Below are 14,900 nucleotides of genomic sequence, written 5' to 3' on the forward strand. Positions count from 1 at the left end.
GTACCGGGCCTCCCCAATGCATGCTCTTTTCATCTACCAAGGAAATATTTCATCCTTTTTTGTCCCAATACTGCTCTCTGGCACGAGTCTGTAATATAGCTCCTTATATTTCGCTGAGGAAGCATCCCAGCTGAAGTCCAGTGACATGGCACGCTCTGCTAGCTTTCTCCATCTATTCCCCTGGTATCTATACAGCCACACAGCCTGCTCAATAACATACAGCATGTCATGAGCATTGTAATTCGTGAAGCTGAATCCATAGCCTTCCCCCGTAAATTCGTTGTATGGCTGGACCGAATCCTTAAGCCCGCCTGTCTCCCTCACGATTGGAATTGTGCCGTATCGAAGGGCCAGCAGCTGGCCGATTCCGCATGGTTCAAACTGGGATGGCATTAAGAACATATCGGACCCTGCATATATTTTGCGTGCAAGGGTGTCATCAAAGTAATTCTCGAAACGGACTGTGTCCGGGTTTTCTGAAGCTAATGCCCTTAATGCGTTTTCATACTTCCAGTCACCTGTGCCAAGGATCACCAATTGTACATTTTGGCTCAAGATTTCACGGAAAACATGCAGGACCAAATCGATTCCCTTCTGATCCACCAGCCGCGTAACCATCGAAATGATGGGCACACCTTCATCCACCCGCAGATTCAGTCCCTGCTGGAGCTGTGCTTTATTTTCCATCTTACCTGCATAGTCCGTATAGTTCGTAAACAATTGAGGGTCGGCGGCTGGATTATAATCCTCCGCGTCAATCCCGTTCAGGATCCCTTCCAGCCTGTCACTTCTCTTTCGCAGGAACCCGTCTAAATTTTCCCCATAGTATGGCATCTGGATTTCTGAAGCATAGGAAGGGCTTACCGTTGTCAAATAATCAGAGTATGCAAGCCCTGCTTTCAGATAGCTCACATTTCCATAAAACTCAAGGCCGTCCACATTGAAATAAAGCTCACTCAGGTCGAGAAGCTCGGCCAATACATTTTTTGGGTAGACCCCTTGATAGCGCAGATTGTGTATGGTGAACACTGTTTTAATATTCTTATACAATGGATCTCTTCCATAATGCGCCTTTAAAAAGACAGGAATGAGCCCGGCCTGCCAGTCATGGCAATGAATGATGTCCGGTTTGTCGTCCAGGTATGGCAATGCTTCGAGCACCGCCCGTCCAAAAAAAGCAAACCTTTCTCCATCATCAAAAAAGCCGTAGCTGCCATGGCGTTTAAAATAATACTCATTATCAAGGAAGTAATAGCTGATCCCGTCCTGCTCCAGCTTTTCAATGGCACAGAACTGCATTCTCCAGCCAACAGGTACTTCAAGATCCGTGATAAACTCCATCTGTTGCTTATATTTGAAGTCCAGGTCGCCGAATTTAGGTAAAATGACCGTTACTCCAACGCCTTGGTTTTTCAATGCCTTTGGCAATGCGCCAATCACATCGCCAAGCCCTCCGGTTTTAATAAATGGTGCACATTCTGATGCAGCAAATAGTACGTTCATCGTTGTCCTCCTGTTATATGACTTCTGCTTTCTTTATGACTTTAGGCTGGGACCCACCAACGATAACCTTCTCTTTGCCCACCTGAACCTGCTTGTCCATAATCACATTCTCAATGTATGCCCCTTCGCCTATATCGCTTTTCTGCATGATGATGCTGTTTTTGATCACTGCACCGGGATGAATTTTCACTCCCCGGAAAATTACGCTGTTTTCGACGATGCCTTCAATTTCGCATCCGTTAGCAATCAAAGAATTGATGACATTCGAAGTCTGCGCATATTTGGCGGGAGCTTCATGCTTTACCTTGGTAAAGATATCCCATCCATCATAAAAGAAGGAACGGACCACCTCAGGATCTAGAAAGGCCATATTGCTGACATGATAGCTCTCGACGGAGTGTATGAATGGCATTTCGCCTGTAAAATTATACCCATTCACCTGCAGGCGGTGAAGGTTTGCTTTTACCGCATCCTTCAAGAAGTCATATTCATTGTTTTCGATGCACATCTTGATCAAGTTGATCAATCGTTCTTTATTAACCACATACATTTCCAGGCATACGGAATCTCCTTCTCTTGGAACTGTATATAAATCGATATCAGAAATTTCATTATCCGATTCCAGTATACAAGTATGATAGATTGGTTTTTCGACGGACCCGCCAACATAGTCCTTCACCACCACTGTGATATCAGCACCCGAGTTTCTATGCTGTTCCACTACATCATCAAAATCAATCTTACAGACATGGTGGCCTGGCGTGATGATGACCGTTTCATGAGGGGACCGCTCAAAAAACTCAAGATGATCATAGAATTGCTGAACATCACCTTTTATAGCTTCATCCGGATGAATCGGAGGCAGGATAAACAAGCCGCCATTTCTGCGGTCTAAATCCCATTCCTTCCCTGAATTCAAATGGTCCATAACGGAACGATATTTATCCTTGGTAAACACAGCGACCTTGGTAATATTCGCATTTACGAAATTTGACAGTGTAAAGTCAATCAAGCGGTATCGCCCAGCAAATGGAACTGAGGCCAAGCAACGGTTTTGTGTCAACTCTCTTAAAAATGATCTTTCATTAATCAGATTGATAACTCCAAGTACCTTTTCCATATTCAGCGCCCCTTGTGTTAGTAGTGTAATTAAGAAAAGGCTGTTATTTGCTAGTTTATAGTTTTTCAAACAACAGCCTGAGTACGTAGTTAGCTGCATTCTTTCCGTAATCCCTTGCTGACATGTAAAGGGTTTACGAAAAGAGGCTTAGGAGGGATCTCCCTTAAAATACTTCATCCATTTTCTCTGATCGGGGATAGTATCCAATCAGCTTTATATCTTCCGGGCTTGCCGGCTGGATGACGGTTCCTTCCTCTATCACTGAATTGCTGGTAATAATCGCCTTTTCAATAATGACATTATCCTGGATGACGACATTTGGCATAATGACAGCATCCTTAATGCGGGCGCCTTTTCCGACGCGGACATTGTAGGAGATGACAGAATGATCTATGTTTCCATGGATGATACTGCCTTCATTGATCAGCGACTGGTTTACTTTGGCATCCGGTGAAATGTATTGAGGCGGATGGTTAGGATTACCTGCGTAGACCTGCCAGGATGGGTCATTCAATTTGAATTCCGGTTCAGGTTCCAACAGGTCCATATGCGCTTCCCACAGACTCTGGATCGTACCGACATCCTTCCAATATCCGTCAAAACGGTATGCGAACATATTTGTTCCATCCTTAAGCATCTTAGGGATGATATCCTTTCCAAAATCCTTTGAGGACTCAGAATTCAGCTCATCCTGGACTAAATATCTTTTTAACAGCTTCCAATTAAATAAATACACACCCATGGAGGCCAAATTGCTTTTTGGTTCGGCAGGCTTTTCGTCAAAATCTGTGATTTTATCAGTCTCATCCGTGTTCATGATTCCAAAACGGCTAGCTTCCTGCCATGGTACCTCGATTACAGCGATGGTTGCACCGGCTCCGTTTTTCACATGTGACCGAAGCAGCTTTCTATAATCCATCTTGTAAATATGATCTCCGGAAAGAATCAGTACATGTTCAGGCTCATACGCATCAATGTATTGGATGTTCTGGAACACGGCATTCGCTGTACCCTCATACCACTGACCGCCCTGTTTGCCCATATAAGGAGGCAGCACAGACACTCCGCCGTTATTTCTGTCGAGATCCCACGCCCGGCCATTGCCTACATAGGCATTCAAAAGATGGGGCTGGTACTGGGTCAGCACACCGACTGTTTCAATCCCTGAATGAGTACAATTGCTCAAAGCAAAATCTATAATTCTATATTTTCCGCCGAATGAAACGGCCGGCTTAGCCAGTTCCGTTGTCAATTCTCCAAGTCTCGATCCCTGTCCTCCTGCCAATAGCATCGCGATCCATTTTTGTTTTTTGGCCATTATGATAATCTCCCCTGTCGTTTTTTAGTTTGTTTCATAAAAATAGCTACTCCCAATGGAGGGATGGTAATTTCCATGCTGTACTGCTGATTATGATACGGCTTTTTTTCTACCAGAAGTGGGTTCTCATTTCGTACTCCGGAGCCTCCATAGGCTATGTCGTCACTATTAAAAACCTCTACATACCGTCCGGTTGAAGGCACACCAATCCGAAAATCCCTATATACGTCGGCTGAAAAATTGCACACCACTATACAGTAGTCGCCTTTACGCCTGCCTTTTCTGATAAAAGAAATGACACGTTCCTTTTTGCTGTTGGGATCAATCCATTCGAATCCTTCAGGATCATGATCCAGACGCCAGAGACACGGCATGGATTTATAGAAATGATTCAGCTCGGCGAGATAGACATTCACTTTTTGGTGGGATGGATAATCGAGCAGCATCCAGTCCAGCTCCTCTTTATCCTTCCATTCGGCAAATTGGCCGAGTTCGCTGCCCATGAATAACAGCTTTTTGCCTGGGTGCGTCATCAAGTACCCATACAAAAGCCTAAGATTAGCGAACTTTTGCCAGTAATCACCCGGCATCTTATTTAATAGGGAACGTTTTCCATGGACTACATCATCATGGGAAAACGGAAGTACAAAATTTTCAGAGAAAGCATAGAACATAGAAAAGGTTAAGAGGTTATGATGGTATGGACGGTGGCTCAGTTCATGCTTCATATAGCGCAGGACATCGTTGACCCACCCCATATTCCACTTGTAGTTGAAGCCAAGGCCTCCTGCATCTGTCGGTGCGGTTACACCGGGCCATTCAGTAGCCTCCTCCGCCATCATGAGGGCATTCGGATATTTTTGAAAGATCGTTTCATTCAACTTCTTTATAAAATCAATCGCCGCAAGATTTTCCTCACCGCCATATTTGTTGGTGAGCTTTTCCGGCAGAGGGTTGTCGTGGTTCAAATACACCATGGAAGACACAGCATCAATCCTGAATCCGTCAACATGGAAAATATCCATCCAGAACATGGCATTGGAAATCAGGAAGCTGATTACTTCTGGCTTTTCATAGTCAAAATTATATGTTCCCCAGAGCGGCCGTTCCGATCTCATGGGATCCACCGGTTCGTAAAGGGGTGTTCCGTCAAAGCGCCCCAGTCCATGAGCGTCCTTGCAGAAATGGGCAGGAACCCAATCCATAATCACACCAATACCCTTCTGGTGGCACTGGTCAATAAAATACATCAGGTCCTCCGGCTTGCCAAAACGGCTTGTGGCTGAAAAATATCCGGTAACCTGGTATCCCCAGGAGCCATCAAATGGGTGCTCCATCACTGGCATAAGTTCAATATGTGTAAATCCGTGTTCAATCACATAGTCAATCAATTCATCGGCGAGCTCCCGGTACGTGTATAAATCGCCATTATCCTTTAGCTTCCACGATCCGAGATGGACCTCATAAATCAGCATCGGCTTATTATATGGGACTTTTTTTACCCGCTTCGCCATCCACTTTTCATCACGCCATACATATTTGTCCAAACGTTGGACTATAGAGGCAGTTTTCGGCCTCACTTCAGAAAAAAAAGCATATGGATCCGATTTAACGACGAGTGAGTTGTCCGGCGTCAGAATTTCGTACTTATACAGATCTCCTTCTTTGATCCCTGGAATGAATGCAATCCATATACCGGATTTTTCAACCCTTTCCATCACATGACGATCCCCATCCCAGTGGTTGAAATCGCCAACGACCGACACTCTCCTTGCATTCGGAGCCCATACTACAAATTGGACTCCCTCAATACCCCCTTTCACATGGATATGAGCGCCAAATGTTTTATACGCTTCGAATAATGTACCTTCATGAAAAAGGTACAAATCAAAATCACTTGGGCGGTTATTCGCCTTTATTCCCATCATGTTTTTCACTGGACCACCCTCCTTCGACGTCTGCTGTGTAAACTATGAACACTTTAATCTTCTATGCAAAAAATGCGATTCCTTTAACGAAAAAGCACTTTTATTGTCGAAAGTGTAAAAATATTAAAATGTAACAGAACTGTAACAAAAAGGGAGGAGTGCTATACAATTATGGGATGTATATGCATGTGCAAGGCTGAACAATGAAACCCCTGCTTAAGCAGGGATGGAGTTATGATTTTAACTTTATGAAGGAGGAGGGAGATATTATGATTGATTTCTTTCGTTTATTTTTGCTGATGCGAATGAAAGGTGACAGGAACAGGAACTGTCTATCGTTTTAGATGTTTTTTGATAACGTCTAACTTTCTCTTTTTCGCTATGATTGGCTTAAATGGTAGATCGCAATTTTAAGAATTGAACTAGTAAAAAGAGAGTCAAACCTTGCATCCTTATTCCCATAATTCCGTCTTTTACTATTATGCGGCTTTAACGGTAGACCCCAACTTTATGATTGAGCTAGAAGGAAGATAGATAAAATTTGGAAAATGCGCACTTTACTTTGGATATTTTAATAGTGTAAATTCCTTTTATCATGAATAACCTCGTCTGAGCAGTTTGTTACATGCTTGGAATCAGAGGTTTATACTCAAACTACGGTATATATGATCGATATTGCAAGTTGTATGGGCGAAATCTCAAGTCTTATGCTCGAAATTCGATTTTTATGCTCGATTCCTAAAACAGGTAAATTACCTTAAAAACAAACTGGTTTTTTTTATAGTTTTGTGGTTGGATTGTCTTTTTTCATTATTTTCTGTTTATCTAACACATTAAATCCATCCAAACTCCATTTTGAACTTCTTTATGCTCGATATTAGGCTTTTATGCTCGAATCAGGAAAATTATGCGCAAAAAGCCAAGGTCTATGGGCGAAATCTCAAGTCTTATGCTCCAAATAGCATTTTTATGCTCGATTTCCTAAAAAGGATGAATTGCCTTAAAAACATGCTGGACTTTTCACATTTTTGTAGTTTGAATGTCTTTTTTCCTTATTTCCTCATTATCTAACACATTAAATCCATTCAAACCCCATCCTGAACTTCTTTATGCTCGATATTTAGGCTTTTATGCTCGAATTATGAAATTTATGCGCGATAAGCCAAGTTGTATGAGCGAATTCTCAAGTCCTATGCTCGAAATCCGACTTTTATGCTCGAACTCCGAAATAAGGCCGGACAGCGCAAAGCCATTTCGAAAACTAAACAAAATGCAGTTACGAGACGCATCATACACCTGCCGCATATCCAGGCCTGATAGCTAAGCGGAAATAAAAAAGCAAGGACTGAGTCATCCTTGCTTTTCTTACCTATTATGCCGCTTTGGTTAACTTTTTGTCGGCCTTGCTCTTCTTCTTTGGGTGGAACAGGCTGTATAGCACCGGTACGATAATCAGTGTCAGCAGCGTGGACGTAGTCAGTCCCCCAATTACTACCACAGCAAGTGATCTTGATACCAATCCGGCATGGCTGGAAATGGCCATTGGCAATAACGCTCCTACGGTTGCGATCGCCGTCATCAGGATCGGGCGAATCCTCACTACCCCGGCTTCCAGCAATGCCTGGTGCTTCTCCATACCCTGCTTCTCATTTTGCTTCACTCTGTCAAGAAGCACAATCGCATTCGTCACGACGATTCCATTCAGCATAAGCAGCCCGATCATGGCCGGCATTCCGATCGGTTCGTTCACTGCCCACAGGCCAATGAGTGAGCCGATTGCCGAAAACGGGATGGCGAACAGGATCACAAATGGTGCTTTTCCTTCCCCAAACGCCACAACCATAACCATATACACTAAAAGGATGCTCACGGCAATCGCGATCGCCATATTTTTGAAGCCTTCCTCCATGGCAGCGGAAGCACCTTCCTTATACCAGGAAACTCCCTTGGGAAGGTCAAGCTTGTTCAGAGCATCGTCTGCTTTCGCACTTACTTCTCCCGTGTTTGAATCGGTAATTGTCCCTCTTACAAACACATACTCTTTTCCGTTCAAATGATTGATCACCATACGGCTGTTTACTTTCTTCAGCGTGCCGATTTCATTCAGTGCCACTTGCTGTCCCATCATGTTTGTGATCTTTTGCTCACCAAGTGTTTCCACTGAATCAATATCATCGAGCTTCATGGTCAATTGAAGGTCTGTTGTTTCTTCATCAATGGACACCTTCGTAACGGTTTCACCTGTAATGAAGTTACGGACGGACTGGGCTACCATGGCAGGCATCAAGCCATGCTCGGCAAGCTTTTCTTCGTCCATGTCGATGGTAATCTCCGGTTTGTCGCCCTCCAGCGTAGTACGGACATCCGCGAGACCTTTCACATCTTTCAAGGCTTCTACCATCTGCGCACTTCCGGCTTTAATGTCATCAATATCTGGACCGTTCACGATGATCTGAAGGTAGGACTGACCGCCTCCCGTCATGTCGCCCGTGCTGCTGACCGTAATTTCCTTGGCTCCATCAATCTTGTCGAACTCTTTTCTAAGGTCGGCCGTGACCTTATTAACATTCTCTACACCGTCTTTGATTGTAAATGCAACAGAAGCACTTCCTTCTCCCACATTCGTACTTAGTTGTTTAATATCATCATTGTTTAATAGAACGTCCTCTATTTTTCCTGTAATCTCATTCGTTTTTGCTGAATTAATGCCCTGGTCCATTTCGATGGAGACATTGTATTCCAGCATCGTTTCCTGCGGCAGGAACGTAGTACCCAGTCTTGGTGCGATTACCCCAATGCTGAGCCCAAGAATCAGAACGGCTGCAAGCAATGTCTTCCAGCGGTTTGACAGGCTCCAGCTAAGCGTTTTTCGGTATACCTTCTGAATCTTGTTTTCTTTGTGCTCCGCAGGCTTAAGCTTTAATAGGAAGATGCGGGACATTAATGGAACTACCGTCACAGCCACTAAAAGCGAGAATAACAGCGAGACTACAATTGTCCAGGCCAGCGGAGCAAAGAATTTCCCGACAATTCCCGGTACAAATGCCATCGGAATAAATACGGCAACCGTTGTGATTGTTGAAGAGGTGATCGCTGATGCCACTTCCCTTGTTGATTCCTCTACCAACTGGCTGTTTCTTTCTTTTGCGGCACGGACCCTTCTGAATACATTTTCAATAACTACAATCGAATCATCCACGACCCTTCCGACCGCAACCGCAATGCCCGCAAGTGTCATGATATTCAAGGTATATCCTAAAGACTTCAATACCATTAATGATGCAAAAATCGATAGTGGAATCGAAATAATCGCAATTAAAGTTGACCGAATGTTCCGCAAGAATAATAGTGTTACCACTACAGCCATCAAAGCTCCAAGGAACGCCTCGCGAAGCATGGCAGATACTGAATCCTGGATTGATACTGACTGGTCGGAAAGCATCTTTAATTGATTCCCCGCCGGTATATCCAGCTCTTCAAGCTTGTCTTTTGCCTCTTTTACAATGGCAACAGTATTTGCTCCCGGTTCTGCTGTTACAGCAAAAGTGACGGCTTCTTCTCCATTAATTCTTGTATAGCTTTTCGTACCGCCGTTTCCATAGGAAATATTCGCAATGTCACTCAATTTAACAGCCTTTGGCTTTGCAGCAGGCTGGCCGGAAGCTGTTGGCATTTGCGGTAGAAGGATATCAATGTCCTCAATCACCTTTAACGAGGAGAGCTCCTTGCTTACCCTGACCGGAAGGACCTGATCATTTACGATAATTTCCCCGGTCGGTATAGAAAGATTATTTCCGCTGACAAATTGTTTTACCTGATCCGCTGACAGGCCATGCTTTTTTAACTGTTCCGGCAAAAGCTCCACATATACCTTTTTATCATCTATTCCCGCTGTCTCTACTTTTGCGACTCCCTCAATTCCTTCCAATGAAGGCTGCACAGTATCTTTTACAAACTTTTCAATTTCCGCTGTATCCCCTTTTGTTACGAAGCCGGCAGTAAATATAGGGAGGCTATCGAGACCCTGGCGATGGAACTGCAGCTGCCCGGCTGTTTCTGGAAGCTCCAGTTTCGAAAAAGCTTCTCTCGCTCGCTCTTCTCCTTCGTCCATCGTCACATCCATAGCGAACTCAAGTGTCAGCCAAACACCCCAGGCCGTTGCGTCACTATAAACATTCTTAACACCTTTAATATTCATTGCTTCTTTTTCAAACGGTTCTGCAATATCCTTTAAAGCTTGTTCAGGAGATGCCCCCGGGTATGTGATTTGTACTCCAAGGTATGGAATATCCACTCCGGGATACTTCTCCACATTCATTTCTCTCACTGCAAAGATTCCGCCGCCTATTAACATTACAATCAGCAAACAGATGGCGACAGTGTTTTTCATGCTAAAACGGATTATCGATTTCATCTCATAATTCCTCCATATTTCATTCCAGTTTAAGTATGATTTAACAAAAACTTCCTTAATAAATCTACCACACTAATGATTATAAAGAACTATTATTTTTCCATTAATAACCTTTAGTTTTATTTTTAATAAGCCTTAAGGCTTATAGATTACTCACTGCCTCCTCTTATTATTTTCGTAGACTACAAACTCGCCAACTCATTTCCATTTTCACCTAAGCACTTTTATGTAACTAAAGCTTATAAAAACAAAGTCACACCTGGTAGTGACCTTCAGCTAAAACTGGAGTGGTTACCTTCCACTATCAACCTGACCTTTTTCAGGCAAAAGGTGATATTGGTTACAGAATGAAATTGTCTGGAAAAATACTTCCTTATCACCGATCTTTTTTCAGACATAAAAAAATCCCCTCCATTAGGGAATACCTCGTTATTAAATAAGTTTCTTCGGACTGGTAGCATTCAGTGATACGGTACCCTGTCTCAAATTGTTGTTGCCTAAGCGCCATACAACCGCCATAAGAGAATGCCGCTCCAGGTCTTTTATTTATAAAAAATATTTGTTCTTCACACAAAAAAAAACATTCCCCATTTAGGGAATGTCTTGTCACAGATTGATTTTCTTCACGTCGTCTTCCACAGTTGCCAGGAGAAGGTACGATAGGGATACAGCCCATGCCAGCGGTGTATTTCCGTTTGGAACGTTCTTGCCGCCGATGTATAGCTCTGGAACCTCCCAGTTGTCAGGTACGATGTCTTTTGTTTTCCTAATATATTCCTGGACTTTATCGGTCATTCCAAGCTCCAGATAGCACATTCCCAGCCACGGCAGCCCGAAGCACCATTCCGCTTCGCTTCCTTCGTTATAATAACGGTCATTTTCATAGCGGATGCAGCCGTATTTGCGCTCAAGCCTGGTCGATACATCATTTATGATCTGTAAAGCAGTCTGTCTGTCCACAATTCGGTACGGATAGATTAGGGAAAGCAATGCAAGGTCAGTCACTTTTGTCTCACTTTCATGAGGAAGCATGAATCGTAATGTCTCCTGCCCTTTACGGATCAGGTCTTCATCTACCTGGACAAGCATCTTCACTGCAGAGAGGCCGGCGACACACGCTCCAACGCTCGAGGCGTGGATTTCCATATTCTCTTCCCACATTCCATTATCCTTAGCCTGCCAGTACTGGAGACATTCCAGATAATGAACCAGCTTTTGGACAATTTCCAGGTCTTTTTGATCACGGATCACTTTCTTGCCATGGCTGATCCCTTCACCAATTCCCCACAGAAAAGCACCAATTGCATCATTTTGTGCATGTCCCCACTCGACAGGAATCTCAGTCAGGTCCTTGGAATATCGTGCGTGAATGAATTCAAAAAGAAAGACAGGCTTCTTTTTTGTATGAATATCAATTTTCCATTCATAATTCCTGAAGAGATCGAGCAGGCTGTGATAGGCTTTTTCATATCGTTCACAAGGCGTATGCAAGAAAGGCAGAACTGTATACACGACGTCTCTTATCCATACATAGCTATAATCCTGGGAAGTACTGGCGGTATAAGCTCCATTGGGTAACCTCATCTTATCAAGAACAACTATTGCTTTATCGACATTCATGAATAATCACCCCGTTTATAATATTTACTCACATTTTTATCCAAAATAGACAATTATAAACAAGACATAAGGATATTGAATGCGCTTACTTTATTCTCCCTGAAATTGATATTTAATATATACTATGATGGGAGGAGCTTTTTTGACAACCTAGTTAGCTTGTATTTTATAATAGGAATAAGCACTTATTCTGTCGGAAAAGTCCGTCGACTATTCATACTTTTACCCAAAAAATTACAGGAATAATCCTCAATATCTTTCCTATGGCGATAAAAAATTCACATGCTAATTTTTAAGTGTGAATGCAAATATCCAATACACCCCTACAGATTAACGGGCCTTTCGAAATAACCGCACCAACCAAATATACAAGCATTAATTTATCAGTTCATGTAATGTTGTGAAGGCGAAGAAAGTTATCGCTTAAAAATGGTGCAGTTTTGCTCATGCCCGTGAAGGTCGGTTCTTCTAATCCGTCCTAGACTTACTAATGTCGAGAAGATAAAAAGCCAACTGTTCCTGGTTGGCTTTGGTTTATAGTTCTTTAAGCCATCATTATGACCATTGGCTGCTTTTCAGGACTAAAATGAACGGCTCCCAATTCCCGGCATCGGTTTTCCATCCAAAACTATTTTATCCTCTAATGAATTCCTATCCTGGCCGGGAAAATAATAGCCTGCGGCAGGCATCCAAGCATGTACCAATAGGTTCAGTTATTTCTAATGCAAAGGACGGTTCGAGGCTGATACTTTTTTCTGTTAAAAAAGCGGATACACGTATAAACTCATATATTCCATATAAAACGCAAAGTGATCCGGCTAACAATGCTGTTCTGACACCTCCCCCAATGGGTGAAATCCTTCTTTACACCATCCCCCAGCTAAAAAAAAGCTACCCACCGTTCTTCTATAACATATGCCGCTTCTAAGTCTAAATTTCTATAAAAAGCAATCGATTCTACTGGATTCCAGGTTTGATTTTGTGTTTCATGCGATTTCACCTTTCTCATACATCATGCCTGCATTTGTTTTTTATATATACAGATTATTGGAAGCATATGACGATTAAATCGAAACTTGAGATGAGAAGGCTTTCTGCTTTAGTCTTATTCATTGGTAATTTTATTGGGCTCCCTATCACTTCCCAGGGTACTCGCTGAATTGCCTCTGCTGCTAAGCAGGTACATGGAATCAAGCATGTATGTCAGCGAATATGTAATATCCCCCTGAATCAGTTTATCCGGTATCATGTGGAACACTTTTTTCAAAGCGATAATGTCACCAATTGGAAAAACCAGAGGGACATGTATGCCCCTCTTCTGGCCAACCTTTACAGCATATATTTCAAAGAAAAATCCTCTCCGCTAATCCTTTTAAATAATTCATTATATTTGTAACGTCCTGACGGATTGATGATCTGTTCTTTTAAGAAGGCACCAAACTCCTTTGGCTTATCTATGATGGCCGACCCATGCTTTTGTTCGAAAACCTTCGAAAGCATTTCACAGGTTACATCACCCATAAAATAATTATGAAGATAAATCGGGTGGGTTGTGAAGTGGATCATGAAAGCCCAAGGCGGTTCAGCCGTATAGGCTCCCTCCTGTAAAACCTCCTGCTGGTTTTTCCAATACAGATCATAAATGTCATCCAATGTGGCAATATCATTTTTATACAAGCTGTGGTCGAACAGGATTCTGCTTATTGCACGCAATGAATTGACCTTACGATGCCTCATCCTTGAAGAATTTTTTGTAAAAAACGGGACTGTACAGAAATCCCTGGAAAAGGTTTGCGATCCCTTCACTGATAATGCCGCTGACTCCCTTGTTGAGGATTTCTTCCTCTGGATTTAACAGGAAGGAATGGACGGCATGGCCTGTTTCATGCAGCAACACTCCATATTCATGATATTTGTTTTTCACATTGGCCAATATCCTTGAATCCCTGGCATTTTCAATTGGGAAATTATAGCCCCATTCCGATTTATTTGCTCTCGGAAAAATATCATATGTAATATTGAATTTTGCTATGTCGATATCAAATAATTGGAATAGTTCATCTATATTTTCATAATAATCAGACATATCAACAGATTCATTTAATGCAGGTGCGATTCTCGCATCAATATAGCCCTCATCCCATGGAAACATGCGGTCATCGTGTAAAAACTCATTCGCATATCTGCCCCTCGTTTCTTTCATAGCCGGCAGGATTTCATGAAGCTGCGGAAGCCAATTTTCAAAAATTGAACTATCCAGTTCGTTTTCTTCCAGCTTAAACGAGATGAAATCCTTCGAGCCATATTGCCTGGCATATTCTTTTCGCAGATTAATCAGCTCAATGAATCCTGCATCAACCAATGCTTTATTAATCTGATTCTTTGCTAAATAGGCTTCTTCCCTTAGCTTCCGGTCATCCTCACTGTTTAATACCTGATTCAATTCAACAGAGGATACCTCTTTTCCGCCAAACTGAAAACGGAAGGTATTCAGCACTTTGGATAATTCGTTTGTTTTCGTTTGAATGGCCATATTTAGTTCATTCAGCTCTTTAGACTGATGATAAGGTTTGAAAGTGTTAAAAACGAGCTCGGCCTTCCTCGCTTCCACTGGCGATAGTTCCTGCTCATAGTATTCTTTGACGATTTCAAAGGCTTTTTCATCCTTTAATGCATCGACCAATTGTTCATATTGCTTCTGAATGCCGAAGTCATAGCCGGTTGTATAGAGCGTCCAGCTCAGCTTTAAATGCTCCACACCCAGCCTGTGTATTTTTGAATAAATCTCATCAAGTTTTATCATGTTCTGCAACTCCCGAAAAATAGTATTTTATGCTTATTCTATTTCAATAGCAGAAACCCTGTTTTTTTATAAAAAATATTTCGGTGCTGCTATACAACTCAAGTTACAGGTATTAAATACCAACATTTTTAAAAATATCGATTACCAATAGCTGGGACATGTGATAAAATACCTATGTGCTTATACATTTTACA

8 protein-coding genes are annotated in these 14,900 nt (G+C 42.5%); all 8 read right to left on the reverse strand.

What is annotated here, in order from left to right; genetic code table 11:
* Positions 1–33: 33 nt before the first annotated feature.
* Positions 34–1,503 carry a glycogen synthase GlgA gene (gene glgA, locus V1500_RS23530; protein WP_409303135.1) on the reverse strand — a complete coding sequence of 490 codons (1,470 nt, stop codon included), beginning with the start codon at positions 1,501–1,503 and terminating at the stop codon, positions 34–36.
* A 13-nt stretch (positions 1,504–1,516) separates the two neighbouring features.
* Positions 1,517–2,623: a glucose-1-phosphate adenylyltransferase subunit GlgD gene (gene glgD, locus V1500_RS23535; protein ID WP_409303137.1), complete on the reverse strand. Its 1,107-nt coding sequence runs from the start codon at positions 2,621–2,623 to the stop codon at positions 1,517–1,519.
* Between the two features lie 163 nt (positions 2,624–2,786).
* Positions 2,787–3,941: a glucose-1-phosphate adenylyltransferase gene (locus tag V1500_RS23540; protein ID WP_409303139.1), complete on the reverse strand. Its 1,155-nt coding sequence runs from the start codon at positions 3,939–3,941 to the stop codon at positions 2,787–2,789.
* The gene (glgB, locus tag V1500_RS23545; protein ID WP_409306098.1) at positions 3,941–5,869 is read right to left on the reverse strand and encodes a 1,4-alpha-glucan branching protein GlgB; all 1,929 of its coding nucleotides are present in this window, start codon (positions 5,867–5,869) and stop codon (positions 3,941–3,943) included. The genes V1500_RS23540 and glgB overlap by 1 nt, the downstream gene beginning before the upstream one ends.
* Positions 5,870–7,241: 1,372 nt before the next feature.
* Entirely contained in the window at positions 7,242–10,283 is a 3,042-nt protein-coding gene (locus V1500_RS23550) for an efflux RND transporter permease subunit (RefSeq protein ID WP_409303141.1), read from the reverse strand.
* A 606-nt stretch (positions 10,284–10,889) separates the two neighbouring features.
* The gene (locus tag V1500_RS23555) at positions 10,890–11,903 is read right to left on the reverse strand and encodes a glycoside hydrolase family 15 protein (protein ID WP_409303142.1); all 1,014 of its coding nucleotides are present in this window, start codon (positions 11,901–11,903) and stop codon (positions 10,890–10,892) included.
* 1,329 nt (positions 11,904–13,232) lie between these two features.
* Complete coding sequence (locus V1500_RS23560) at positions 13,233–13,616, reverse strand: hypothetical protein (protein ID WP_409303144.1); 384 nt, start codon at positions 13,614–13,616, stop codon at positions 13,233–13,235.
* 10 nt (positions 13,617–13,626) lie between these two features.
* On the reverse strand, positions 13,627–14,706 hold the full coding sequence (locus V1500_RS23565; protein ID WP_409303146.1) for a peptidase M3A and M3B thimet/oligopeptidase F: 1,080 nt from the start codon (positions 14,704–14,706) through the stop codon (positions 13,627–13,629).
* Positions 14,707–14,900: the final 194 nt, after the last annotated feature.

Source organism: Peribacillus sedimenti (assembly GCF_046237635.1).
GTDB lineage: Bacteria > Bacillota > Bacilli > Bacillales > DSM-1321 > Peribacillus > Peribacillus sedimenti.